This is a genomic window from Actinomadura sp. SCN-SB, assembly GCF_043906805.1.
Lineage (GTDB): Bacteria > Actinomycetota > Actinomycetes > Streptosporangiales > Streptosporangiaceae > Spirillospora.
Window position 1 is genome coordinate 158,716 of the sequence record NZ_JBIMPP010000007.1, and the last position, 25,098, is coordinate 183,813.

21 protein-coding genes and 1 pseudogene are annotated in these 25,098 nt (G+C 70.0%); 12 read left to right on the forward strand and 10 right to left on the reverse strand.

Translation table 11 applies throughout. The annotated features are described in order from the left end of the window. Window positions 1-188 precede the first annotated feature (188 nt). From ACGWYJ_RS07050 to ACGWYJ_RS07070, 5 genes are all read left to right on the forward strand, one after another. Window positions 189-920 (forward strand): SDR family NAD(P)-dependent oxidoreductase, encoded by a 732-nt coding sequence (locus ACGWYJ_RS07050; protein ID WP_395104788.1) that lies wholly within the window; start codon window positions 189-191, stop codon window positions 918-920. Further along, the gene (locus ACGWYJ_RS07055) at window positions 917-2,374 is read left to right on the forward strand and encodes an MFS transporter (RefSeq protein WP_395104790.1); all 1,458 of its coding nucleotides are present in this window, start codon (window positions 917-919) and stop codon (window positions 2,372-2,374) included. The genes ACGWYJ_RS07050 and ACGWYJ_RS07055 overlap by 4 nt, the downstream gene beginning before the upstream one ends. After that, entirely contained in the window at window positions 2,371-3,456 is a 1,086-nt protein-coding gene (locus tag ACGWYJ_RS07060) for an S-adenosylmethionine:tRNA ribosyltransferase-isomerase (RefSeq protein ID WP_395104792.1), read from the forward strand. The genes ACGWYJ_RS07055 and ACGWYJ_RS07060 overlap by 4 nt, the downstream gene beginning before the upstream one ends. Window positions 3,457-3,525: 69 nt before the next feature. Then, entirely contained in the window at window positions 3,526-4,737 is a 1,212-nt protein-coding gene (gene serB / locus ACGWYJ_RS07065) for a phosphoserine phosphatase SerB (RefSeq protein WP_395104794.1), read from the forward strand. Between the two features lie 139 nt (window positions 4,738-4,876). Further along, a complete protein-coding gene (locus ACGWYJ_RS07070) occupies window positions 4,877-7,156 on the forward strand; it encodes an FUSC family protein (RefSeq protein WP_395104796.1) in 2,280 nt (759 codons plus the stop codon). Here the strand turns inward: ACGWYJ_RS07070 and ACGWYJ_RS07075 are convergent, their stop codons facing one another. The 4 genes from ACGWYJ_RS07075 to ACGWYJ_RS07090 form a co-directional block, all read right to left on the reverse strand. Then, window positions 7,157-7,627 carry a SixA phosphatase family protein gene (locus ACGWYJ_RS07075; protein ID WP_395104797.1) on the reverse strand — a complete coding sequence of 157 codons (471 nt, stop codon included), beginning with the start codon at window positions 7,625-7,627 and terminating at the stop codon, window positions 7,157-7,159. Between the two features lie 323 nt (window positions 7,628-7,950). After that, the gene (locus ACGWYJ_RS07080) at window positions 7,951-10,398 is read right to left on the reverse strand and encodes a sodium-translocating pyrophosphatase (RefSeq protein WP_395104799.1); all 2,448 of its coding nucleotides are present in this window, start codon (window positions 10,396-10,398) and stop codon (window positions 7,951-7,953) included. 1,719 nt (window positions 10,399-12,117) lie between these two features. Continuing rightward, window positions 12,118-12,582: an ATP-binding protein gene (locus ACGWYJ_RS07085; protein ID WP_395104801.1), complete on the reverse strand. Its 465-nt coding sequence runs from the start codon at window positions 12,580-12,582 to the stop codon at window positions 12,118-12,120. Between the two features lie 14 nt (window positions 12,583-12,596). Continuing rightward, window positions 12,597-12,950: an STAS domain-containing protein gene (locus tag ACGWYJ_RS07090; protein WP_131955879.1), complete on the reverse strand. Its 354-nt coding sequence runs from the start codon at window positions 12,948-12,950 to the stop codon at window positions 12,597-12,599. A gap of 249 nt (window positions 12,951-13,199) precedes the next feature. Between ACGWYJ_RS07090 and ACGWYJ_RS07095 the strand changes: the two genes are divergently transcribed. Genes ACGWYJ_RS07095 through ACGWYJ_RS07105 form a run of 3 tightly spaced genes read left to right on the forward strand, consistent with a single transcriptional unit; the run spans window position 13,200 to window position 16,628 of the window. Beyond that, window positions 13,200-15,518 (forward strand): DEAD/DEAH box helicase, encoded by a 2,319-nt coding sequence (locus ACGWYJ_RS07095; RefSeq protein WP_395104803.1) that lies wholly within the window; start codon window positions 13,200-13,202, stop codon window positions 15,516-15,518. Between the two features lie 40 nt (window positions 15,519-15,558). Beyond that, window positions 15,559-15,975 carry a helix-turn-helix domain-containing protein gene (locus tag ACGWYJ_RS07100; RefSeq protein WP_395104805.1) on the forward strand — a complete coding sequence of 139 codons (417 nt, stop codon included), beginning with the start codon at window positions 15,559-15,561 and terminating at the stop codon, window positions 15,973-15,975. Next, on the forward strand, window positions 15,936-16,628 hold the full coding sequence (locus ACGWYJ_RS07105; RefSeq protein WP_395104807.1) for an IS481 family transposase: 693 nt from the start codon (window positions 15,936-15,938) through the stop codon (window positions 16,626-16,628). Before ACGWYJ_RS07100 ends, ACGWYJ_RS07105 begins: the two co-directional genes overlap by 40 nt. 56 nt (window positions 16,629-16,684) lie before the next feature. Here the strand turns inward: ACGWYJ_RS07105 and ACGWYJ_RS07110 are convergent, their stop codons facing one another. Then, the gene (locus ACGWYJ_RS07110) at window positions 16,685-17,041 is read right to left on the reverse strand and encodes a hypothetical protein (RefSeq protein ID WP_395104809.1); all 357 of its coding nucleotides are present in this window, start codon (window positions 17,039-17,041) and stop codon (window positions 16,685-16,687) included. A 653-nt stretch (window positions 17,042-17,694) separates the two neighbouring features. Between ACGWYJ_RS07110 and ACGWYJ_RS07115 the strand changes: the two genes are divergently transcribed. Beyond that, window positions 17,695-18,135, forward strand: a complete 441-nt coding sequence (locus ACGWYJ_RS07115) for a YybH family protein (RefSeq protein ID WP_395104810.1) — start codon at window positions 17,695-17,697, stop codon at window positions 18,133-18,135. An 878-nt stretch (window positions 18,136-19,013) separates the two neighbouring features. Here ACGWYJ_RS07115 and ACGWYJ_RS07120 read toward each other — a convergent pair. The 5 genes from ACGWYJ_RS07120 to ACGWYJ_RS07140 all read right to left on the reverse strand — a co-directional run bounded on the left by ACGWYJ_RS07120 (window position 19,014) and on the right by ACGWYJ_RS07140 (window position 22,637). Continuing rightward, window positions 19,014-20,309 carry a hypothetical protein gene (locus tag ACGWYJ_RS07120; RefSeq protein WP_395104811.1) on the reverse strand — a complete coding sequence of 432 codons (1,296 nt, stop codon included), beginning with the start codon at window positions 20,307-20,309 and terminating at the stop codon, window positions 19,014-19,016. A gap of 245 nt (window positions 20,310-20,554) precedes the next feature. Next, a complete protein-coding gene (locus tag ACGWYJ_RS07125) occupies window positions 20,555-20,989 on the reverse strand; it encodes an Rv3654c family TadE-like protein (protein ID WP_395104813.1) in 435 nt (144 codons plus the stop codon). Continuing rightward, complete coding sequence (locus ACGWYJ_RS07130; protein WP_395104815.1) at window positions 20,990-21,373, reverse strand: TadE family type IV pilus minor pilin; 384 nt, start codon at window positions 21,371-21,373, stop codon at window positions 20,990-20,992. It lies immediately after the preceding gene. A 26-nt stretch (window positions 21,374-21,399) separates the two neighbouring features. Continuing rightward, complete coding sequence (locus ACGWYJ_RS07135; RefSeq protein ID WP_395104817.1) at window positions 21,400-21,801, reverse strand: DUF4244 domain-containing protein; 402 nt, start codon at window positions 21,799-21,801, stop codon at window positions 21,400-21,402. A 353-nt stretch (window positions 21,802-22,154) separates the two neighbouring features. Continuing rightward, window positions 22,155-22,637 (reverse strand): hypothetical protein, encoded by a 483-nt coding sequence (locus ACGWYJ_RS07140; protein WP_395104818.1) that lies wholly within the window; start codon window positions 22,635-22,637, stop codon window positions 22,155-22,157. A gap of 74 nt (window positions 22,638-22,711) precedes the next feature. On the opposite strand from ACGWYJ_RS07140, the gene ACGWYJ_RS07145 reads away from it, so the two are divergent. The 3 genes and pseudogenes from ACGWYJ_RS07145 to ACGWYJ_RS07155 form a co-directional block, all read left to right on the forward strand. Then, window positions 22,712-24,010 (forward strand): XRE family transcriptional regulator, encoded by a 1,299-nt coding sequence (locus ACGWYJ_RS07145; protein WP_395104820.1) that lies wholly within the window; start codon window positions 22,712-22,714, stop codon window positions 24,008-24,010. A 121-nt stretch (window positions 24,011-24,131) separates the two neighbouring features. Then, complete coding sequence (locus ACGWYJ_RS07150; protein WP_395104822.1) at window positions 24,132-24,413, forward strand: hypothetical protein; 282 nt, start codon at window positions 24,132-24,134, stop codon at window positions 24,411-24,413. 19 nt (window positions 24,414-24,432) lie between these two features. Next, window positions 24,433-25,098: pseudogene (locus ACGWYJ_RS07155) on the forward strand (transposase); the annotation flags it as partial.

Here is a 25,098-nt window from a genome sequence, read left to right on the forward strand (position 1 = left end):
GTACTCGCTGCGCGGAGCCGCCGAATCAGCAAAACGAGTTACGGGCGGGCCCGTTCTCGCCCTACCAAGGTGCGGGTCCGGGAGGGCCGTCGTCATCCCTGGGACCGGGAGACCTAGGACCAAGGGTTGACGGCGACCGGGGCGCGGGCCCGATGCCCCTCGGAGGGCCGCTTCATAGCGTCGATGCCATGAACGAGACGACCGATGCGAACGCCGGAACGACGCTGATCACCGGCGCCTCCCGCGGGCTCGGCCTGGCCCTGGCGGGCGAGTTCGCCGGGGAGGGGCGGCGCCTCATCATCACGGCGCGGGACGCCCCGCCTTTGGAGGAGGCCGCCGACGCCCTCCGGCGGCGGCTGCCCGCCGGGACCGGCCCGCGGGCCGTGACCGCCATCGCCGGGGACGTCGCCGACCCCGCGCACCGGGCCGCCCTCGCCAAGGCCACGGCCGACGCGGGCGGTATCGGCCTGCTGGTGAACAACGCGAGCACCCTCGGGACGGTCCCGCTCCCCCGGCTCGCCGACCAGCCTCTGGACGACCTGGAACGGGCGTTCGCGATCAACACCCTGGCACCGCTCGCGCTGATCCAGGCGCTGCTCCCCGGGCTGCGGGAACGGCGCGGCGCCGTCCTCAACATCACCTCGGACGCGGCGATCGAGGGCTACCCGGGCTGGGGCGGCTACGGAGCCACCAAGGCCGCGCTGGAGCAGCTGTCCAACGTCCTGGCCGCGGAGGAACCCGAGATCGCCGTGTGGTGGGTCGATCCCGGCGAGATGCGCACGCGGATGCTGCGGGACGCGGGCGAGGACGCCGACGCCGCGCCACCTCCCGAGCACGCCGCCGCGCTCCTGAAACGCCTCGTCACCGACCGTCCGCCCAGCGGCCGGCTTCGGGCCGCCGATCTGGAGGACCGAAGATGAGCACCGTGCTCGAATCCGATCCGAAGCCCGCCCGCACGTCACCGGCCCCGGCGGCCGCGCCCCCGGTACGGGAGAAGGGCATTCTCGGCGCGGGGTTCCGCGGCACCACGCTCGGGGTCGTCCTGGTCATCACCCTGATGGGGTTCGAGGCCATGTCGGTCGGCACCGTGATGCCGGTCATCGCCCGGGACCTGGACGGCCTGGCGCTGTACGCGTGGGGCTTCAGCGCCACCCTGATCGCGGGCCTTCCCGCCAACGTGCTGGCGGGGACCTGGGCGGACCGGTCCGGTCCCGCGCGGCCGCTGCTGGCGGGGGTGGCCACGTTCGTGCTCGGCCTGGTGATCGCCGGTGCCGCCCCCGGCATGTGGACGTTCGTGGCCGGGCGTGCCGTCCAGGGCCTGGGGACGGGCATCGCGCTCGTCGCCACGTACGTGCTCATCGCCCGCGTCTACCCCGAGCGCCTGCACCCGCGCGTGTTCGCGGCGCTTTCCGCGGCCTGGGTGCTGCCGACGCTGATCGGGCCGACGCTGGGCGGTGTGCTCGCCGAGCAGGTGGGCTGGCGGTTCGTGTTCCTCGGGCTGATCCCGCTGGTGATCCCGCCCACGGCGATGCTGATCCCGGCGATGCGCGGGCTCGGCACGTCCGGCGAGGGGCAGGACGACGGACAGGACGACGGCCAGGGCGCGTCCAGGGCGTCGCGGGGGCCGCGTACGGGGCGGCATCTGGCTGCGGTCACGGCGGCGGTGGGCACGGCCGTGCTTCTGTACGGCCTCGACCGGCCGGGCTGGGCGATCCTTCCGATCGCCGCCGCCGGGCTGGCCGGGCTGGGCGTGGGCCTGCCCCGCCTGCTCCCGCCCGGGACGCTGCGGATGCGGCGCGGCCTGCCGAGCGTGGTGCTGGCCCGGGGCCTGCTGGCCGGTGCGTTCTTCGGGACGGACGTGTTCATTCCCCTGGCGCTGACGTCCCTTCACGACTTCACCCCCACGCAGGCGGGGGTCGCCCTGATGGTGGCGTCGCTGGGCTGGTCGGCCGCGTCCCAGATCCAGGGACGGTCCCAGCGCCCGCGCGACTTCTACGCACGCCTCGGCGCCGTGCTGATCCTCATCGGGACCGTGACCACCACGGTCGCGCTGCACTTCGAAGGCTGGCTCGCCACGCCCACCTGGATCATCGGCGGTGTCGGCATGGGCTTCGCCTACGGCAGCCTCAGCGTGCTCCTGCTCTCCCTGTCGCCCAAGGACGAGCAGGGCGCCAACTCCTCCGCCCTGCAGATCGCCGACTCGCTCGGCTCGTCCCTGGTGATCGGCGTCGCGGGCGCCCTGGCCATGGCGTTCGGCACGGACCGCCTCGGCCTGGGGCTCGGCGTCGCGGGAACGGTCGTCGCCTCGATCGCGGCGCTCGGCGTGCTCGCCGCCTTCCGGCTGCGGCACACCTGCGCAGGGGAGCGATCATGAACGTGTCACCGAGGCCGGCATTCCTGGACTTCACCCTTCCCAAGGATCTGGAGGCCCACGAACCGCCGGAGGCGCGCCCGAGCGTCCCCGGGCGGGACCAGGTCAGGCTGCTGGTCGGGTACCGGGACAGCGGGGAGGTCCGCCACCACCGGTTCCACGATCTGCCCGGCCTGCTCCGTCCGGGAGATCTCCTCGTGGTGAACACCTCGGCGACCCTGCCCGCGGCCGTCCACCTGGACAAGCTCGACGTGCACTTCTCGACTCCCCTCCCGGGTCCGGCCGAGGACGGGGAACTGTGGCTGGTGGAACTGCGCCGCCGTACGGGCAAGTCGAGTTCCCCGTACCAGGGAGGTTCGCCCAACGAGTGGATCCCCATGCCGGGAGGCAGCACGCTCACCCTCCTCCGGCGGCGGACCCAACGGCTGTGGGTGGCTCGCCTCAGCACAAGCGTCGTCCCTTACCTGCACCGCTACGGGGTGCCCATCCGGTATGGCTACGTGCGGGAGGGCTGGCCCACGTCCGCCTACCAAACCGTCTTCGCGGAGGCGCAACAGCCTTGGGAAGACGGGAGGCCCGACACCGGCAGCGCGGAAATGCCCAGTGCGGGGCGTCCCTTCAGTACGGAACTGGTCACCCGCCTGGTCTCCAAGGGCATCCTCATAGCGCCGATCACGCTCCACACGGGCGTGGCCTCACCGGAGGCGCACGAACCCCCGTACGCGGAACGCTACGAGGTGCCGCCTGTCACCGCCGCCCTGGTAGATCACATACGCACGCGCCGCCCCGGGGGAGGCAGGGTGATCGCCGTGGGGACAACGGTCGTCCGGGCCCTGGAGACGGCCGTGGACGACCAAGGGCGGGTGCGGCCATCCCAAGGGTGGACCGAGCACATCGTCACCCCGGAGCGGGGCGTACGGGCCGTCGACGGGCTCCTCACGGGCCTGCACGAGCCCAGGTCGTCCCACCTGATGATGCTCGCCGCCATCGCGGACGAAAATCTGGTGAAGCGGACCTACGACGCCGCCCTCGCCGAGGGCTACCTCTGGCACGAATTCGGGGACCTGAACCTCCTCCTGCCCTGAGGCGCGGCGTCCCGGATCGTGGACGCGGTGCGCGAGCCTCCGGTCCGGGCCGGTAGCGTGGTGAGCAGCATGAACGGCTCAGCTCAGCGCACGCTGCTCATTACGCTCACCGGCCGCGACCGTCCCGGAGTGACCTCGCGCCTGTTCACGACGCTGTCGGAGTTCCCGCTGACGGTGGCGGACGTGGAACAGGTGGTCATCCGCGGCAGGCTGATCCTCGGCGTCCTGGTCGCCTACTCCGACGGCACCGACATCGGCCGGGTCTGGTCCGCCGCCGAACGGGTCGCGAACGATCTCGACATGGAGATCGAGATGTCCACCGGGCGGGACAAGAGCGCGCCGAGCCACCGCGGACGGCTGCACGTCACCGTGCTCGGCGCCCCGCTCCGCCCGGACGCCATGGCCGGGATCGCGGGCCGGATCGCCGCGGGCGCCGCCAACATCGACCGCATCGAGCGGCTCGCGCACTACCCCGTCACCTGCATCGAGATGGACGTCTCCGGCGCCGACCCGGAGGCGCTGCGCGCCGCGCTGGCCGTGGAGGCCGCCGAGCGCCAGGTGGACGTGGCCGTCCAGCAGGGCGGGCTGCACCGGCGCGCCAAGCGGCTGATCGTCATGGACGTCGACTCCACCCTGATCCAGGGCGAGGTCATCGAGCTGCTCGCCGAGCGGGCCGGCTGCCTGGACGAGGTGGCGAAGGTCACCGAGGCGGCGATGCGCGGCGAACTGGACTTCGAGGGCTCGCTGCGGGAGCGGGTCGCGCTGCTGGCCGGGCTCGACGCCGCCGAGATCGACTACGTGCGGGACCGGATCGAGCTGGCCGCGGGCGCCCGCACCATGGTCAGGACGCTGAAGCGGCTCGACTACAAGTTCGCGATCGTCAGCGGCGGGTTCACCCAGATCACCGATGCCCTGGTGGCCGACCTGGGGATCGACTACTCGGCCGCCAACACCCTGGAGATCCAGGACGGCAAGCTGACCGGACGCGTCGTCGGCCCCGTCCTGGACCGCGCGGGCAAGGCCAAGGCGCTGGAGCGGTTCGCCCGCGAGGCCGGGGTGCCGATCAGCCAGACCGTCGCCATCGGGGACGGCGCCAACGACCTCGACATGCTCCAGGCCGCGGGCCTGGGCGTCGCCTACAACGCCAAGCCGGTCGTCCGCCAGGCCGCCGACACGGCCGTCAACGTGCCCTACCTCGACACGATCCTGTTCCTCCTGGGCATCTCCCGGGACGAGGTGGAGGCCGCGGACGCGGCCGACGCCCTCCACTCCGGCCACTGACCTTCCCCGGCTCCCCTCGCCCTCCCCCTCGGCGGTCACGTACCGCCTCGTACCGGGCGGCTCGAAGACGCCGCGGGACGGCCTATCGAGCGCGCCGATGCGGGTACATGGTGATCGTTCGGTGCCGGAGGAGAGCCGGTTGGGGGGCGAGCGAGTGCTGGAGCGTGCCCGGTCGTCCTACGCCCGCATCGAAGGGCGGGTGGCCCCCTACTACGGGCTCTCGTCCTCGCTCGCGATCTCCCTCCCGCTGCTGGTCGGCGCCATGACCGGGCATGGGGACGCGGGGTCGGTGTTCTCGCTCGGGGCCTTCCTCGTCGCGCTCCGGGCCCCCGAGGGGCCGTACGGCGCCCGCGCGCGCAACCTCGCCAGCGCCCTCGTCGTCGTCGGCATCGGCTCGCTGATCGGCGGGCTGCTCAGCGGGCACCCGTGGCTGACCGCGATGATCGTGCCGGCGATCATCGTGCTCGGCGCGGCGGCGTCCTGGATCGGCCCGACCGCCGGGCTGGCCGTCCTGCTCACCGCCATCCGGCAAGGGGACGGCGACATCCTGTACGCGGGCTTCCTGGAACTGATGGGCGGCCTGCTGACCACGGCCCTGTTCCTGGCGCCCTGGCCGGCCCGGCGACTGCGACCGCTGCGCACGACCATCGCCGAGGCCGCCGACGCCGTCGCCGAGGCCATGGACGCCGTCGCCGAGAACATCGGCACCGCCGACCCCGCGCCCCTGGAGGCCGCCGAACCGGACGACGAGGAGCTGGCCTCGGTCACCCGCAAGCACGACTGGGACGAGGCCCGCCTGGCGGCGTACCAGGCCCTCGCCTCCGCCCGCGCCACCGCCGAGTTCTACCGTTCCGGACGGGGCCGCAGCGATGAGCCCACCCGTCCCGAACGGCTCCTCGACGCGCTGACCAGGGTGCTGCAGGAGACCGTCGGGGTGCGGTCCCAGGTCGAGATGGCCCTGAGCGCCCCGCCCGAGCGCGAGTGGGAGCAGGAGGCGCGGGTCGCGATGAGCGCCCTGGCCGCCCGGGTCCGGCTGATCTCGGGCGTGGTCGAGGCGACCGGCGACGCGCCGCTGGGCGGCGGCGACTCCGCGGCGATCCGCCGCCTGGGACGGCGCAGCGAGGCGATCCGCCGGGCCGGGCTCGCCGGCGACGAGGACCTGGTCGCCGTCGCGATGATCGTCGATATCAGGCGTTCCCTGGAACGGCTCGAAGGCAGCGTGGACGCGGCGCGGCGGCTCGCCGCCGGCGGCGTCCAGCTCGGCGTCACCACGCCCCGCCTGCTGCGTGAGACCCCGGCACCGATGCACATCTGGCAGCAGCTCAGCAAGGCGATCCGCACCCGTTCCCCCGGTTTCCGCGAGGTCACCAGGATCGGCCTGACCGCGGTGGTGGCGATGTCGCTGTCGGCCGCGCTGAAGCTGCCGCACGGCCACTGGCTGACGATCACCGCGATGCTCAGCCTGCGCGGCACGTACGGGGAGACCGTCGAGCACCTGGTGCAGCGGATCGGCGGCACCGCCGTCGGGTCCGCCTTCGCCGCGGTGCTGCTGACCCTGGCGTCCGACCAGCCCACCACCGCCATCCTGATCTTCATCGTGGCGATGATCGCCTTCTCCACCCGGACGGTGAACTTCACCTACTGGTGGCTGTTCAGCACGCCGCTGACGATGCTGCTGCTGGACTTCTCCATCCCGTCCGGCTGGCTCGCCGCCGGGCAGCGGGTCGGGCTCACCCTCGCCGGCGGGGTGCTGGCGTTCCTCGCGGTCCGGCTGCTGTGGCCCACCGGGTACGCCGAGCGGCTGCCCGCCCGCCTCGGCCGGGTGATCGGGCTCAACGCGGAACTGTCCCGGATGACGGCGGAGGTGCTGGAACGCCGCGCCGACCGGCTGCCGCAGGACACGATCTCCAAGGTGAACGAGGCCGTCGACGGCGTCGAGGAGGCCCGTGTCCAGCTCGGCAAGGAGCGCGTCCCGGACGAGGAGGCGATCGCGAAGCTGAGCAACGCGGTCGCCGCCGCCCACCGCGTCCGGGACGACCTGATCGCGATCAGCCGCATGCCGCACGTCGAAGAGGTGGACCCCGGTCCGCTCGCCGAGATCCTCGAACGATTCGCCGACGCCATGGAGGAGGCGACCGACGCCTTGGAGAACCCCGACTTCCGGCCCCCCGAGCCACCGCCCGACGCGCCGTCGCCAGAACAACGCCTCACCGAGGAGTTCGTCCGGCTGGAGACGCGCCTGGCCTCGCTCGCCCGCCGCCGCCGCGCCGAGGTGAAGTCGGGCGTGAGCACCGACGAGCCGACACCGCTGCGGCGCGCCCTGCTCCAGGCGTCCAGCTACCGCAACGCCGCCCGCTCCCTGCGAGGCGACATCGAAGAGCTCATCGAGAACTCCCGCGGCGCGCTCAACACGGGCTGATCAGTCTTTGGGCGTCCGGTACGTGATCAGCGAGCCGCCGCCCTTGCGCGCGTCGCTCCACGTCCCCGCGATATCGATCACCGCGAGCGCGCTGGTCGGGAAGTCCCGCGGGCCCTCGCCCGCCAGGTCGTGGACGAGCAGGTGCACCGACGGGTTGTGGCCGATCAGCAGCAGCCTGCGCACCTCGTCGCCGGTCCCGCGGACCAGGTCCAGCAGGACGTCCGGATCGTTGTCGTAGATGCGGGACTCGTACGCGACCTCGCTGGTCGTCAACGCCAGCCCGACCAGGGTCTGCCGGGTGCGCACGGCCGTGGAACACAGCACCGCGTCGGGCGTCAGGCCCCCGTTGCGCAGCCATTCCCCGGTCGCCGCCGCATCCCGCCTGCCCCGTTCGTTGAGGGGACGATCGATGTCGGGGAGCCCTGGTCCTGCGGCGGCCTTGGCGTGGCGGAGCACGATGAGCGACGGCATGCCCGCAACCCTAGCCCGACCCGTCCCCCGACGATCACCCGCCACCGGGTCGCCGTCAGGGCGCGGCGACCACGGCGATCAGCCACAGGGCCACCATGATCCCGAGCATCCCGCCGAGGATGATGGCCAGCCCCTTGGGGCCGGACAGCGTGGACTTCCCGCCGTCACTCACAGCCGTCGCCTCCTCCCGTTCCGTTCGTACGCTGTGCGAGCCTCCAGGGCGCTCACCCAGCGTACGTCCACGCCCACCCGCCCCCGACACCACCCGGACGGCGAAAGGGGCCGGCGGGTCGCCGGCCCCTTCACGCTTCTGTCTGGACGGGTCAGGACTTGTTCGCCGGAGGCCGCTCCGAAGCCGCCTTCTCTCCGTCCGCCCCGGCACCGGACGCGACGGCCTCGACCGGCTCGCCGCCCTTCTCGCCGGACTCGACGGCCTCGGGCGGCGCGCCCTCGCTCTCCACCGGGGGCTTGGCGTCCCCGGAGCCGATCGGGTCGGCGCGCCGCTTGGAGATCACGATGGCGCCGACCACCACGGCGATCGCGGCGACCGCGACGCCGATCCGCAGCGGCAGGTTGCCCGCGTAGGTCACGACGGCGTCCGCGATCAGCAGCGCGACCAGGTTCATCACCTTGATCAGCGGGTTGATGGCGGGACCGGCGGTGTCCTTGAACGGGTCGCCGACCGTGTCGCCGATCACCGTGGCCTCGTGCGCCTCGCTGCCCTTGCCGCCGAGGTTGCCCTCCTCGACCAGCTTCTTCGCATTGTCCCAGGCGCCACCGGAGTTGGCGAGGAACACCGCCATCAGCACGCCCGCGGCGATGGCGCCGCCGAGGAAGGCGCCCAGCGGCGCGTACCCGAGCGCGAACCCGACCGCGATCGGCGTCATGATCGCCAGCAGGCCGGGGGTGGCCAGCTCGCGCTGCGCGTCCCGGGTGCAGATGTCGACGACCCGGTCGTAGTCCGGCTTCTCGGAGTAGTCCATGATCCCGGGCTTGGTGCGGAACTGCTCGCGCACCTCGACGACCACCCGGCCGGCCGCGCGGCCCACCGCCATGATCGCCAGTCCGGAGAACAGGAAGACCACCGACGCGCCGACGATCAACCCGATCAGCACGTTCGGGTTGTCGATGGACAGGCTGAAGGTCGCGAAGCCGCCCAGCGCGTCCCGCGCGTCGGCCGAGGCGTCCTGGAGCGCCGACACCACGGTGGTGCGGAACGACCCGAACAGCGCGGTCGCGGCCAGCACGGCCGTCGCGATCGCGATCCCCTTGGTGATCGCCTTGGTGGTGTTGCCGACCGCGTCCAGCCGCTCCAGCACCCCGGCGGCCTCGCCCTGCACGTCGCCGGACATCTCGGCGATGCCCTGGGCGTTGTCGGACACCGGGCCGAAGGTGTCCATCGACACGATCACGCCGACGGTGGTGAGCAGCCCGGTCCCGGCCATCGCGACCGCGAACAGCGCGACCGTGGTGTTGCCGAAGCCGAGCAGGAACGCGCCGTACACCGCGCCGCCGATCACCAGCGCCGTGTAGACCGCCGACTCCAGGCCCAGCGAGATACCGGACAGGATCACCGTGGCGGGCCCGGTGCGCGCGCTGCCGGTGACCTCCTGGACGGGCTTGCGGTTGGTCTCGGTGAAGTAGCCGGTCAGCAGCTGGATGGCGCTGGCCAGGACGATGCCGATCAGCACGGCGCCGAAGGCCACGATCCGCGGGTCGGCGTCCAGCCCGCTGATGGCCTGGTCGCCCACGCCGGTCAGGTCACCGAAGGACGAGGGGAGGTAGGTGAAGGCGGCGATGCCGACCAGCACGGCGGAGATGACCGCGGAGATGAAGAAGCCGCGGTTGATCGCGGACATCCCGGACCTGTCGCCGTCCCGCGGCGCCACCGCGAAGATCCCGATGACCGCGGTGATCACACCGATCATCGGCACGATCAGCGGGAAGACCAGGCCCTCCGTACCGAACGCCGCCGAGCCCAGGATCAGCGCCGCGACCAGCATGACCGCGTACGACTCGAACAGGTCGGCGGCCATCCCGGCGCAGTCGCCCACGTTGTCGCCCACGTTGTCGGCGATGGTGGCGGCGTTGCGCGGGTCGTCCTCGGGGATGCCCTGCTCGACCTTGCCCACCAGGTCGGCGCCCACGTCCGCCGCCTTGGTGAAGATCCCGCCCCCGACTCGCATGAACATGGCCAGCAGCGCGGCGCCGAAGCCGAAGCCCTCCAGCACCTTGGGCGCGTCCCCCTTGTAGGCGAGCACCACGACCGCCGCGCCGAACAGGCCGAGGCCCACGGTGAACATCCCGGCGACACCGCCGGTGCGGAACGCGATCCGCATCGCCCGCTTCTCGCCGTCCGGCTCGCGGGCGGCCGCCGCGACCCGCACGTTCCCGCGGACCGCGAGCCACATCCCGACGAAGCCGGTCACGGCGGAGAACAGCGCGCCGATGACGAAGAAGATCGACCGTCCGATGCGCTCCCCGTTGGAGTCGGCCGGCAGCAGGAGCAGGACGAGCGGGATCAGGATCACGAAGATCGCGACCGTGCGGAACTGGCGTTTGAGATACGCGCCCGCGCCTTCTTGCACGGCGCGCGCGATGTTCTGCATCTTCTCGGTGCCCTGACCGGCGGCCAGTACCTCACGTACCAGTCCTCCGGCGACGACCAGTGCCAGCAGCGCGATCACGGCGACGACGACGACCAGGGAGAGGTCGCCGCCGCCAAGATCCACGTCTGCGCCGGCCGGGCTTGACAGGGAAAGCCCAGACATCCGTTCCGTCCTCCTCGACAGGGGCGTTGCGATCTTGACCGATATGGACGATCTTTACCGCGTACCCACGCAGGTGGCGCTTGAGACGCCCGCACGGCAACGCGGGTGCGGGGAGTCTACGCAGGCAGGTGCCGGAAGAGAAGACTTGCCGTCTCATAATCCCGGTGTCGGCGAAAAGCAATCCCGGGCACGCAGGAATTTGCCCCGATAGCGCCCGACCCGGCCGTCTTCGCAGGTAGCGGCCACCACGCGGCACCCCCATGCTGCCACCGCCGATCCCCGAAAGTGGATCATGACTCCCCTGCCCGCGTGTCGCCCGACGGCATTCGGCTCACATCAATCCCCAAATAGGCTCAGCCCGAAATCCCCCATCCCTCCAATCCAAGATCGTTAACGACGACCCTCCCATAGCACCCCCACCCCACACGCAACGAACCCCGAAAGCACCCCACCCAAGAGAAGAACCAGACCCCCAGCACCCGGCGCCCGAACACGCCCCGAGGACGACAGCACCCCTCCAACCAACCACCCCCTGACCCACAAGACCCCAGCCACAGCTCCCACCCCAACGAGGAGGAGGCCAGCGCCGCCCCCAACAACATGCGTGAATCCGCTGAACGAGTGCCACGCAGGCCACCATGAGGACGACGACGGCTTCCCTCACACCCACCGACCACCCCGGCAGGACGCGCTGACCCCGCGATGGCTCCCGGCAGGCGATTGACGCTGCCAACGCGACGACCCGGGGCGCACAACCTGGCCCCCCTGCGTACCCAGGCAAGCACGCACACTCCGATCGGCGGGCAGCCAAGCGCGCACTCCACCATCACGCGCGTCGTGGCACGCGCCAGTGCCCGCCACCACGGCCACTCGCAGCGCGAGTCACCTCGCAGAAAGGCCACCAGACCCGCCCATCAAGCGCCGGGCCGCTCCCACAGCAGACTCCCGACCACGCCGCGCTTAGCCTGTGAGCAAGGGCAGCGACCGTTGCTGCTACGGGCCTGCACTCAGCACGTCCCATATCACGGGCACGGGCGTCGTCCACATCGCGTACCAACAAACGGCGAACCACTTACGGCTGCGTCATCCACCTCAGGAAACCTCGTCGGCCTCGCGAGGGCTCAGCTCAACCTGAGGTCGACCGAAGGCGCCGAAGCGCTTGGCACTCATCGTGCCGTCCACGCCTCACCGCGATCTCACCACAACAAGTTGCCGGCTCGGTCCGGCGGTGGTCCCCCGGCAACCCGCCGCGCCATCAAGGCAGGGCGAGGCCGAAGGCAACTCGGATGTGCCTGAAGTCGCCGCGCTCCATCTCGGCCGGCTCGCAGTACGCGGTGTGGGTCGGCTCGTCCGCATCCAGGCGAGCCACCTTTGGTGGTGCAGTGCATGCACTCCGCAGTGCATACGGCGCCTCCGGCAGATGTCTCGCGCCGCCGCGGTGCTGGAGGCCGCCACGCCGAGCCCGCTGATCGTTGCGTATCGGAAGGTCGGGCCGGTGCGAAGGCACGAGTTCACGATGCCGTACCGGGCGCGGGTCAACCGACACATCGAGCGTGCCCGCCGGGCCGCCACGCGAGCAGACCAGCGACGCGGGCCGCAGATGACCGCGTCCCGCGCGTAAGGCGGCTCGACCGACGAGCCGGTCCGGGCGCGACCCGGGTTACCTTCCACAAGAACGCTCCGCGCGTCCGTACGCCGACATTCGAGCGGGGCAGGGGGCTAGGCGGGGGAAGGCTCGGATTCGACGGGCCAGCTCATGCGGATCTGGACGCCCTTCGGGGTGGCGGAGATGTCCACGTCGTCGGCGAGGCCGGCGATGACGGCCAAGCCGAGTTCCGCCGTGTCGCCGCCCCAGATGCGTTCCAGTTGCTCGCGCCCCGTGTCGTCGGACGCGAGGGGGGTGGCGTCGGGAAGTCCGCTGGCGGCGTCGTCAGCGGAGACGGCGTCGCTGACGACGACCTCGAACCGGCGGCCGGTGCCGCTCAGTTCCAGCCGCACGGGCTCGTCCGGGCAACGCCGCCGGTGAGCCTCCACGGCCCGGGAGCATGCTTCGCCGACCGCCAGCCGCACCTCGTCCAGCAGGGCCTCGGCCACGCCACTGCGGCGTGCCACCGCGGTGACGATCAGCCGGGCCGTCCGGACGTGGACGGGCAGTGCGCTGAAAGAGAGCTCAACGGTCGCCATCTTCCGGGGGGCCGCTACTTGGCGCCCTTGCGCTTTTCCTCGGCCTCGGCGATCGAGTCATGGATGCCGAAGACCTTGGTCAGACCGGTGATCCGGAAAATCTTCAGGATGCGCTCCTGCGTGCACACCAGCTCCAGCGACCCGTCGTGCGCACGCACCCGCTTGAGCCCTCCGACCAGCACGCCGAGGCCCGTGGAGTCGAGGAACTCCACCTTCTCCATGTCCACCAGGAGGTGGAACTTGCCCTTGTTGACAAGGTCGATCAGCTTCTCGCGAAGCTTCGGCGCCGTGTAAACATCGATCTCGCCCTCCACGGTGATGACCGTGAGGCCGTCGTCGGTGGTGTAGTCGTTCACCTTCAGGTCCACAGATCCTCCAGCGCCGTACAGCTCTATCTGATCCCGTAGCCACCCGACGCCGTACGACGCCCGCGGCCGCGGGACTTCGCCCGTGATTCAACCACGCTCCGGCATCGCGCACGCAGATAATCGCCCACTCGGGCGAAACTTCGCGCCGTCCGTCTGACCTGCTGATCCACTGGTCAAGGCAGGGGGTTAACGGCCACCGGCGCCGGGGCGTTCCCGTTGTCGTTCCCCGGCTGGCACACTGAAAACCTGATGGCCGTCCAAAGAGCTTCGTCCCCACTCGACCGGCTGCTCGCGGATCCGACGCGGCGCGACAGGATCACGCATGTGGAGAGCGTTCCGGCACGTGAGGGCCGTCGCGCGGACTGGCCGGACTGGACGCCTCCGCTGCTGCGCGACCGGCTGACGGCCGCGGGGGTCGAGGCCCCCTGGCAGCATCAGGCGACGGCCGCCGAGCACGCTCACGCCGGCCGTTCTGTGATCATCGCCACCGGCACCGCGTCCGGGAAGTCGCTAGCCTATCTGCTACCGTCCGTCGCCGCCATCTATGAGGAGGACCCGCGGCGCGAAGGCACCGTGTTGTATCTCGCGCCCACCAAAGCGCTCGCAGCCGACCAGCTCCGCGCCCTACGCGCCCTGCGGCTCACCCGTGTGCGCGCGGCAACCTACGACGGCGACACTCCTCGCGACGAGCGCACCTGGGTACGCCAGCACGCCAACTACGTGCTGACCAACCCCGACATGCTGCACCGCTCCATCCTTCCCTCCCACGCCCGCTGGGGAGCGTTCCTGCGGCGCCTACGGTACGTGGTGATTGACGAGGCGCACGGGTATAGAGGCGTGTTCGGCTCCCACGTAGCGCACGTACTGCGCCGCCTGCGCCGCATCTGCACGCGCTACGGGGTGAAGCCCACGTTCATCCTGGCGTCCGCCACCGCGTCCGAGCCCGCCGCCACAGCCTCCCGCCTCACCGGACTGGACGTGGTGGCGGTACACGACGATGCCTCGCCGCGCGGCCCCGCGACCTTCGCGCTCTGGGAACCGCCCCTCACCGACCTCCAAGGCGAGCACGGCGCCCCGGTACGCCGTACCGCTACCGCCGAAGCAGGGGATCTCCTAGCGGACCTTGTGGTCGAGGGCGTCCAGACCCTGACCTTCGTACGGTCCCGGCGTGGCGCCGAGTCGGTCGCCCTCGGAGCCAAGCGCGCGCTGCACGAGGTGGCTCCCGACTTGGCCGACCAGGTCGCGGCCTACCGTGCGGGTTACCTGCCTGAGGAACGGCGCGAATTGGAGGCATCTCTCCGTTCCCGTTCACTCGTCGGCCTTGCCAGCACCAACGCCCTGGAGCTGGGCGTGGACGTCTCGGGCCTGGACGCCGTCGTCGTATGCGGATGGCCAGGAACGCGCGCCTCCCTATGGCAGCAAGCAGGCCGCGCAGGGCGTTCAGGACAGCCGGCCCTCGCAGTCCTCGTGGCCCGGGACGACCCCCTGGACACCTTCCTCGTCCACCACCCCGAAGCCATCTTCGGGACACCCGTGGAAGCGACCGTCCTGGACCCCGACAACCCCTACGTTCTCGAACCGCACCTATGCGCGGCCGCCTCGGAACTGCCCCTCACCGAAGCCGACCAAGAACTTTTCGGGCCGTCCGCCAAAGACCTCCTGCCCGACCTCGTACGCCGGGGCCTGCTCCGCCACCGCCCCACCGGCTGGTACTGGACGCGCCGCGACAAGGCCGCCGACCTCGCCGACATACGCGGTGCGGGTGGCGCCCCGATCCAGGTGGTGGAGTCCGCGACCGGCCGTCTCCTGGGCACGGTGGACGAGGCGTCGGCCCACACCACCGTCCACGAGGGGGCCGTCTACATCCACCAGGGGGAGTCCTACCTCGTCCAGACCCTCGACCTGGACGACTCCGTCGCCCTGGTGGAGGCGGCCGACCCCGACTACTCCACCACCGCCCGTGACGTGACGGACATTCGGATCGTGGAACGGCTCCGCTCCACCGCCTGGGGCGAAGCGACGCTCTGCTACGGCACGGTCGAAGTGACCCGCCAGGTCGTCGCGTACCAGATGCGCCGCCTCCAAACAGGCGAGATGCTGGGCGAGAAGCCCCTGGAGCTTCCTCCCCGTACGCTCCGCACCCGAGCCGTCTGGTGGACGCTCTCCGAGTCCCAGATCGAGGGCCTGGGCGACCTCGACCTGGCCGGGTCCGCCCACGCCGCGGAACACGCCGCGATCGGCCTGCTCCCCCTGTTCGCCACCTGCGACCGCTGGGACATCGGCGGGGTCTCCACCGCCGTCCACCCCGACACCGGCCTCCTCACCGTCTTCGTGTACGACGGCCACGAGGGAGGTGCGGGCTTCGCGGAACGCGGCTACGCCAACGCCGCCGAGTGGCTCCGCGCCACCAGCAACGCCATCGCCGCCTGCGAATGCGAAAGCGGCTGCCCCTCCTGCATTCAGTCCCCCAAATGCGGAAACGGCAACGACCCCCTGGACAAGCAAGGAGCCCTACTCCTCCTGTCCGAACTCCTACGCCAAGCCCCTGAGCCTCCCACCATCCCCTAGTTGTACTGACCATGGACGTTGGTGACGGCGACACGGTCCAATGAGCTTGAACAAGGGGGACCTCCTGGCGTGGTGTGAGTCGACCAGAATTCGCACCACCCCTCGGGAGGTCCTCGTACCCCACCGTAACGCCCCGCTGACCGAGCTGGGTCGTCTCCGTCTGGCCCGCTGTGTCGTGGACGAAGGCTGGTCGCTGCGGCGCGCCGCCGAGCGGTTCGAGGTCTCGGCCACCACCGCCAAACGGTGGGCCGACCGGTACTGGCAGCAGGGGCGCAGCGGGCATGAGCGACCGTCCCAGCCGTCCGCGTACCAGCCCCCGGCGAACACCCCAGCGGATCGAACGGCGCATCGTGTGCACCCGCATCCGCCACCGGCCCTGCCCGCATCGCCGCCCGCCTGGGCCTGGCACCCTCCACGGTGCACCGAGTACTGCAACGCTACGGCTGCCCGCCTCTGACCCACTTGAACCGGGCCACCGGCCGGCCCGTGCGCCGCTACGGACACAATGCGCCCTGCGACCTGGTACACGTGGACGTCAAGAAGCTGGGCAACATCCCCGACGGCGGTGGCCACCGCGTCCACGGCCGCGCCATCGGCAGACGCAACAGCTCGGCCCACCGCGATCCGGACCGGCCCCGCACGACCCCCGGCCGCCCCAACCTCGGCTACGGGTACCTGCACACCGCCATCGACGACCACTGCCGCCTGGCCTACACCGAGATCCTGCCCGACGAACGCCAGCAGACCGCCGCCGCGTTCTGGCAGCGCGCCCAGCAGTTCTTCGCCTCCTGCGGGATCACCGCCCGGCGCGTGCTGACCGACAACGGCTCGTGCTACCGCTCGCGGCTACGACGTGACACCCTGGCCGCCGCCGCGATCGCGCACAAGCGCACCCGCCCCTTCCGGTCGCAGACCAACGGCAAGGTCGAGCACTACCACCGCACCCTGCTGGACGAATGGGCCTACGCCCGCCCCTACGCCTCCGAAAGCGAACACCGCGCCGCGCTTGCTCCCTGGCTGCACATGTACAACCATCACCGCGGCCACACCGCACTCGGCGGCCTCCCACCCGCCAGCCGCGTCACCAACCTGTCAGGACAGAACACCTAGCCGATGGGCCCGCGGCCTCGAGCCACCACACCACCAGAAGGTCCCTCAACGCCCCATCACGAAGTCGAGGAAGGAAGAGGCGGCGGCATGTTCCGCCGTACCTGAGCCAGCTCCTGCTCCAGTTGACGCTTCTCCATTTCCAGCGTCTGCAGCGACTCCTCATGCTCGTCCCGGAGATCCCGGAGCTCCCTGCGGATCTCCAGCGAACGCCGCATTCCGAGGATCGCCACGGCAAGGCCCGCCATCAAGGTGATCGCCACCACGGCACCGGCCATGAAGACGTGCCACTCTTCGGTGATCCCAGGGACCGTCCCGCCAAAGGCGACGAGCTCGACCGATTCCGTGTTCTCCAACACGACGGCCGCTCCGGCCGCGACGGCCGCCACCGCTACCACCAGCCCCAAGAAGATCATGTCGCGCGTCTCCTCCGCGATTCCGGGCCATCCAGGAGATCTCGGCTGGCAAGGGAGCCTAGACCCTCCCCATTTCCAACACCAGAGCTCCCAAGCACCCCCAACACCACCACCGAACAACCAAACCCACCACCCACGCACCCACCAACCCACATACCCGTCCAAACCCGGGCTCTGGCTGACAGGGCCTATTCGTCCAAGGCCAACCGTACTTATCTGCGCCATCGTGGGATCGCGGCCACCATTCCGGTGAAGACCGATCAGCAGGCCGACCGCAAGGCCAAGGGATCGGCCGGAGGACGCCCGCCGGTGTCCGACCCGCACGCCTACCGGCTCCGCCACGCGGTCAAGTGCGGCATCAACCCGCTGAAACAGCATCGGGGGGTCGCGACTCGCCATGACAAGCTCGCCGTCCGTTACCGGGCCACCATCGAGGTGCTGCGATCCACAGCTGGCTCCGAGCCGTCGACAAGATCATTTTTTTTCAACACCGCGCGACCGGGACGAGGAAGGGTAGCGCCCCCACCCGGGAACACGGGCCGTCGAAAAGGCGATGGCGTTCCAGACGGCTTCTGGCGAGGCATCACACTTCGAAGCGCTACTTCGTCGTAGGGGTGACAAACCGGGACCCCTCGCTGATCGAAGGAGTGTTCATGCCCGCACAGCACGAGGTTGACGAAGCCAAGATCCGGCAGCAGGTCGACAAGATCGTCGAAGGGATCCGGGGCAAGGATCCGAAGGCCCTAGAGCAGGTCTACGCGGCGGACGTCGTGTCCTTCGACATCGAGCCGCCGCTGCAGCACGTGGGGATCGCGGCGAAGCTGAAGAACTGGACGAACGTGTTCACGCTCTTCCGAGAGGTGTCTTACGAGGTCCGCGACCTGACGCTCACCGTGGGCACCGATGTCGCCTACGGGCACTGCTTCGGCCGGCTCAGCGGCACGCTGAGCAACGGAACGGCCACGAGCGGCACGTGGGTCCGGGTCACCTTCGGCTTTCGCAAGATCGACGATGACTGGCTGATCGCGCACGACCAGATCTCCGTACCGATTGACATGCTGAGCGGCAAGGGCGTGGCCGACCTGGAACCCTGACGAGGCACTGGCCAGAGCCTCCAAGGCCCAACCGCCCGCCAAGCCCCTGACCCGGTCTCACAGGTCAAGGGCTCGGCGTTTGCCGCCATCAGTGACGTCCTGCGTCGTGTCGTTCACCATGGGGCAGCAACGATCCCAAGCCCGCCACTGCCGGTCGTCAGATCCGTTGGCGCTGCGACATGCCGCCCGCACCGGACATTTCTCAACACTGCCTAGGGCGCCTGTTTCAAAGTCGGTCGGAGTCCTGCGTCGATGGCAGCGATGTGAACGGTGGCCTGACAACGGGCGTCGAGCTTGTCGTACCTAGTGGCGAGTGCGGTGGCGTTTGAGCCGACTGATGCCGCACTCGATGGTGTGAGGGTGCGGTAGTCGACCGGTCGGAGCCGGGCCTGCGACCGCCGCGGGCCCGTGCCAGAGCCGATGGCTGGCCTGGTCGGCGGGTTCGGAAATCGTGGCCTCGATCCCCCGGCCGCCGCAACCGGGCCCGGATCGCGCAGGAGGGAGTATGCCTTGTCGGCCCTGATCCTTTCTTGTCGGGTGCGAGGTCGCCCGCCGTTGATGCGGGTGACCCGGATCGGGCCCATGACCACCTCGAACCGGGGTACGTCGCTCCGCTGCCCCCGGTGACCACCATCGACAACGGCTTTTGACCGCTCGCACTAGATACGCAGGATGAGCAGGGGTGACGCTTTCGCCAAGGCTGGGCCTGTGACCTCCTCCAGTAGATGACACAGGGCTCCTTCAGGCAGACGGTTACGCGCGGTCGATCAACCCGATGCCACTGTCGCGGATGGACGGCCGTGTGCAAACGGTCCGCGGTTATCTGCGCTTCCACACCGCGAGCTACGGCCCTATGTCCACAGACGTGACGGGACGCCCTAGCGGCGTCGTCTTCTCTCTCCCCGACCACTGCGGCGGCCCCCCGTGGAGGAAGAGGCGATTCGCACGCTGACACCGCTGGCGGCTTTACCGAAGGTGGCGGGACGGCGTCGAGTCTTCGACGCCGTGGACTCGCGCATGGCCTGCTTGACCGGAGTGTCACCGCTGCGGCGGCGCGTGGTGGGCTTATCGGCCGCCATCAGCTCGGGGACTTCGCTCATCTTCGCGGCCGCTTCGGCCCGTGCGATCTGCTCACGCGCTCTACGAACCCTGGTACGTCCGGTGCCGCTGCGTGCCGTACGGGCCGCCCTGCCCTTCTCGCTCAGACCCGCCTGAGCCACGCGCATACGCCGCGTCCACATACCCAGGTGAGCCGCCAGGACGAGGAGCACCAGAGCGATACCCAGGCTCTTGCCCCATTCCAGGCTGCTGATGGCCGAAGCGTCGTCCGCCTTCGGCTTGGCCTGGTCCGCCACCTGCGGTGCCGGGTAAGCGATGCCGGGGACCGCTCCGTCGGGCTGGACGGAGGGCAGCGTGACAGGGGACTGCTGGTTGAACGGGGTCAGGGGTGCGCTGCCGACCGTAGGAGGACTCCCCGGGGGAGCCGACGACGGCAGCGATCCGAACGGACTCCGGGGAGTACTGACCACCGTGACGCTGGTGGATGCGGAGTCCGATGTGACCGAGCCGCCAACGCCATCGGGGCGCTTGGCCCGCACCGTCACCGGCACCGTCCCGGTGGTGCCCGACGGAAGGCTGAAGGTGGTGCTGCAACTCGACCCGCCGCAGAGAACACCCGCACTACCGCTCTTGGAGCCTGCCGAACCCGCCGTGACCGTGTAGCCCGAGATGTCGTCCTCAAGGCCGAGGTTCCAGCGAACGGAGAGCTTGTTTCCGGAGACCTTGGCCGAGACGCCGCTGGGCCGCGCGGGCGGTATCCGCACCGTGAACGTGTTCGAGTCGTACACGTGCTTGGTGATCCCACCCTGGAGGAAGACCCTGTAGACGCCATTGCGGCGCAGCGGGATGGTGCCCGAGAGCTTGCCGGCCAGGCTGCGCTTGGCGAGGAAGGTGTTGCTCGCTCCCGGTATGTCCGCCCGAAGATGCATGTCGAGCGCGAAGTCGAACTCGGCGGTAGCGGTCAGCTGGGACCCGCTTCGGATCACGGCGCCGTTCTCCGGATAGAGCACGCTCGTCGAGGCGGCCTTGGCGGGGATCGACGCCCCGAGAAGAGGGAAGGCCATCGCGAGGGGTGCCGCCAGCATGATCGCACCGGTTCTGCGGATCCTGGTCACGGCTCCAACCCCTTCTCGAACGAGCCTCCAACAGCACCTCACCAGGCGGATGAGTCCACCAGTCCCGGAGGTGAGCCGCCATTGCAACCGTCGCGTCGAGTGGTACCTGCGCACTTACTCGCAACGTAACGTACCACGTAGTAACAGAAGTCACACGATGCCGACAAGGATTACGCCGCATCCGTGCGAAGCGCTTCGGACACCTCCCACGCCTCTATTGATCTTCAGTACAACGAAGTGGGTCGTCAGGCTACGCAACCGGATCCCGCGGGGCCAGCCCTGGCCTTGGAGGTGACCCTGAGCCCGCCGACTCCGAACGGCACCCGCAGCCCCAGCTCTACCGAGACGTCGACGATCCGGCCCCGCACGACGCAACCGGAGAGGCGCGTGCCGGACCGAGCAGCGGCCGCGGCCGCCACCCGGCACGCGGCTCCGCCCCCGTCGGCGACCCGAGCGGCTGCCCCGAGCGCCGCAAGATCAGCGGCCGAGTCGGCCCGGTGCCGAGCCGCCCGTACCGATCCGACCGTCACGGCCAAGACTCCAACGAACCAGAGCAGCGCCATGAACGCGACCACCCAGACCGTCCCTGACCCGCGGTCCCGCCAAGCCCTCACCGATACCCCCTTCTCATGACCCACTGCGCCTACGCCTCGAAACCGGCGATCACCGTCCTCGATCACTTACGCACTGCGCACCCGCGCCCCGGGTTCCTTTGAGCCGGATCTGCCCAGCTCGTTCGCCCCGGGCTCGGTGACCGCCGTTGCGCGTACTCGGATGATGAGGGGCGGGAAATCCGCCGCTACCGGCCCTTTCACAGGTGCGTCGATCTCGACCCGGGAGGTACCCGAGTCCCGAGCGATCCGGATCGTCGCCCCGGCCGGCACGGAACGCGCGACCAAAGCGCGAACGGAGACGAGCGATTCCCCTCGTGCGGCGGCCCGGGCACCGCTCCGCGCTGCATCAGTACAGGCCAGCTTGATGGACGCGGCGGTCACACCCCAGATGCCGAGCGCGGTCACCAATACCAGGGCAGGCAGAGCGACCGCGATCTCCACCGTCACCATCCCGCGCTGGCAGCCACGCCGGCCCTTCATCCGGCCAGTTGCAGGGCGCGCTTGACGATGTCGAAGAGCAGACCGCGCACCTCCGCACCCGTGACGATCTTGAACAGGAGCCCGGCGAACGCCGCGGCCGCGATCATGCCCACCGCGTACTCGGCCGTCGACATCCCAAGATCCCTCCTACCTTCTCGCGGCATCGCCCTGACCTCCGAAAGCATGCGCACTCCCTTCGCCTTTGGAGGACGCTCGACCAGCGCCCACCACAAGCCTCGGGGTCCCGCAAGCCCCGCAACAGGTGAACGGCGTTCTGTGGAAAACCGCCATGACCGCCCAACCACAACGACCCTGACCAGCCAGAACCCGGTCAGCGCCGCCTCCCGCCGCCCTTCCTGGACCGCCATCCGCGTCCCCGCTTGATCCCACGCCAGCATCAGCCAGAGCCAGCACCAACCGCCGAGCCCTCCCCGAACTGGCTAATGCGTGCTGTGTGAGTTTCATGGACACGCGGCCACGGCGCCGCCATCTGCACGTACCGAACCTGATCGAAGTGGCAGCGCTCCGGCGACACCGGGACACCGGCGGTCGACTCGTACCTGCTGCCAGTTTTCCGGGCAGCGACGCCTCTTATGAGGCGGACCGGCCGCCGCAGCTAACAGTCGGTCCGCCTAACCACCACCCATCCAGGTGGTCTACCGCACGTCGCGGTTTCTCCGGCTACGTCGGGCACTTGCCGCGCGCACAGGGGACAGTGCACCGCGCCCGCACATTTCGGGGGTGATGCAGATCAGCGCACCGGTCGGAAGGCGCCGACCACCTCACTGTTAGTGAGCTGCTTGCATTCACTGGTCCAGCTGACGCCCTCCTCGACGCGCCGCGCGCTCCAGGAGGAGGGTTGGGTCGTATACGCCGCCGTCATGTGGCGCACTGTGCCTACCGTCCCCAGCGGAGCGTCCCGCAACTCGTTGTGAACGTGCCCGGCGGCGATCGCCGGGTCATCGGTCACACCGCATACATGCAAGTCCGGTACGTCCCAGGCGTACAGGTCCGGCGGTTCGGGTCGCTGCCAGCAGTAGTACTCGGCGATCCCATCGCCGGCGGTTCTACCATCGTTCACAGGTCGGACCTCCGTTCCGGCCGAGGCCCCGGCCGGTGGCGAAATCACCGCGCCCGGGGCCGTCTTCGTCTTGCTGACCAGGGCAAGGCCGCTCGCCTTACTGACTCTCGGTGTCCACCCCGGCATCAACAGTGAATCCACCTCGCGGGACACGAAGAAATAGGAGAATGCCGGAGAGGGGAGGGAGACGCAGAGTATCCCCCTGATCACAGCGGAAGGGCTCCGCCATGACCGACCGGCATCTCCCGGCATGGGCAACGCGCATCAGCTCCGAGCGTGAGGCGCGCCAGTGGGGGAAGTGGGAGATGGCCCGTCACCTGCTGGGCTCCCTGAACATCGAGCCCACCCAAGCCAAGGTGAAGAACCTTGCCCGACAAATCCTGGATTGGGAGAAGGGCAAGCACTTTCCCCGCGACTGGGCAGAGGCATACTCCACGGTGTTCGGCATCCCGTCTGAAGAGCTGTTCGACGCGCAGGAAGTGACAGCCACGCACACGAGTACCGTGGAAACAACGACCACTCCCGACATGGGGGACGACGAAGTGAAACGCCGCGCGGCCCTACAACTGCTCACCGCCGTCAGCGCGGGCGCCGCGATCCCGCCCGGCAGTCTCGAACACGTCTTGTCCAGCATCGACGCTGCGATCGGCAGCCCCCTCGACCTGGACGAATGGGACCGAACCGTTCACGAGTACGGACTACGATTCGGTGCCGCTCCATCCGGGACACTCACCGCAGCCCTGACCGCCGACATCCTGGCCGTAGGCGAACTTCTGAAACGGCGTCTGACCGTAGACCAGCGCGCCGGACTTCTCCGAGTCGCCGCCGGACTGTCGGGACTCCTGGCGATCGATCTGGGCGACACCGGGGATTGGCGCGCCGCCCGCACCACGTGGGCCACTGCCCGGCGCGCGGCAGATGAATCCGGCGACCAAGCGCTACGCGTCTGGGTCAGGGGCCGCGCCGCACAGGACGCCTTCTGGGCCGGCCGCCCCGCCGACATGGTGGAGGGTATCGCCGACGAAGCGATCCAGATCAGCGGCAACGTAGCGCTTCCTGGTGCTGCCCGAGCGCTGGCCGCACGCGCCTACGTGGCCGCCGATCGTGGCAACACAAGCGCCGCAGACGGCGCCCTCGACGAGTTGAAGGCGTTGTGCGACCGGTTGCCTACGGCGAATGGGCATTCGGTACTGGCCTTCCGGGAGACGAATCTGCGCTGGGCCGAGTCGTACGTCCGCACCCGCGCAGGAGACGCCCGAGCGGCTGCCACAGTGGACCGGGCGCTCTCGCTCTACCCGCCGAAGACACGCGGCGCCGTGGGAAATCTGAAGCTCATGCGGGCGTCCGTGCTCATACAGCAGCGCGACGTTGAAGCGGGCCTGGAGCAGGCGATCACGGCGTATCAGACCTCACCTCGAACAGCTTTCCGCTCATCACTGGCCGGTCAGGTACTACGCACTCTGCCGAGCGAGGCGAAGACCCTTCCGGCCGCGCGGGAGCTTCGCGCCGTCACCGCCGGGGCCTGAACAAGAACTATTGATTTTTAACCTGGGGTGCCGGTGGCGGGACCCCGGTTGATCATGGTGGAAGCCCCTTGGTTGCTCATTCCTTCTTGCGACAGACGGAAGATCACAACCAAGGGCTTCGATGATCAGGCTGCACGATGCCGGTGTTGCTGGCGCGCTCGGGGAGCTGTCATGGTTCCGGCGCGAGTTCTACCAGTGCCTCACCGCGCGGGCGGATGGGTTGTTCGAGCTGACCGACGCGGTGTTGTGCGCGGACGGTCCCGTCCACACGCTGGTGGCTTGTCGCTGGTCGGTGAGCACCGCCGCGGTCATGGATCGCTATATGCCGACTGGCCCGGGGGGCGGCCGGACATCGCGCGGCTGCGCTGGCTCTGCCGGCGGTGCGGTTGCCGCGGGCCGCTGATGGGCGGCTGGTGCCGGCGGTGGACGTCACGTGCTGGCCGCGGCCCGAAGCCCACACCTCATCCGAGCGGATCTTGTGTCACACCTACGGGCGTGGCAAAGACCAGCATCTGATGATCCCGGGGTGGTCGTATTCGGTGGTCTGTGCGTTGGAGGCCGACCGTAGTTCCTGGACCGCGCCGCCGGACGCGCGGCGTCTGGAACCGGGCCAGGACGCCGCCACGGTGACGGCCGCCTAGCTACGCCGGACCATCGAGCGTCTGATCGCGGCAGGCCACTGGCGCTCGGGTGACCCTGACATCTGGCTGGTGGCCGACGCCGCCTATGACGGGCCCCGCCTGGCCCACCTCCTGGACGGCCTGCCTGTTCAGGTGCTGGTCCGGATGCGTTCGGACCGTGTCCTGCGATGCGCGGCCCCGCCGCGAGCACCGGGGACCTTGGGCCGCCCGCTGCGGCATGGCGGCGATTTGGTCTTCGGTGATGCCGCCACCTGGGGCACTCCAGACGCCGCCACCACCAGCGACACCCGCCTCTACGGGCAGGCCATCGCCCGCTCGTGGGATCGGCTGCATCCCCGGTTGACGCATCGTTCGGCGTGGGTCGCCCAGACCGGCACCCTGCCCGTCATCGAAGGAACCCTCATCCGGCTGGACATCACCCGCCTGCCCAGCGGCGCGATCCCCAAG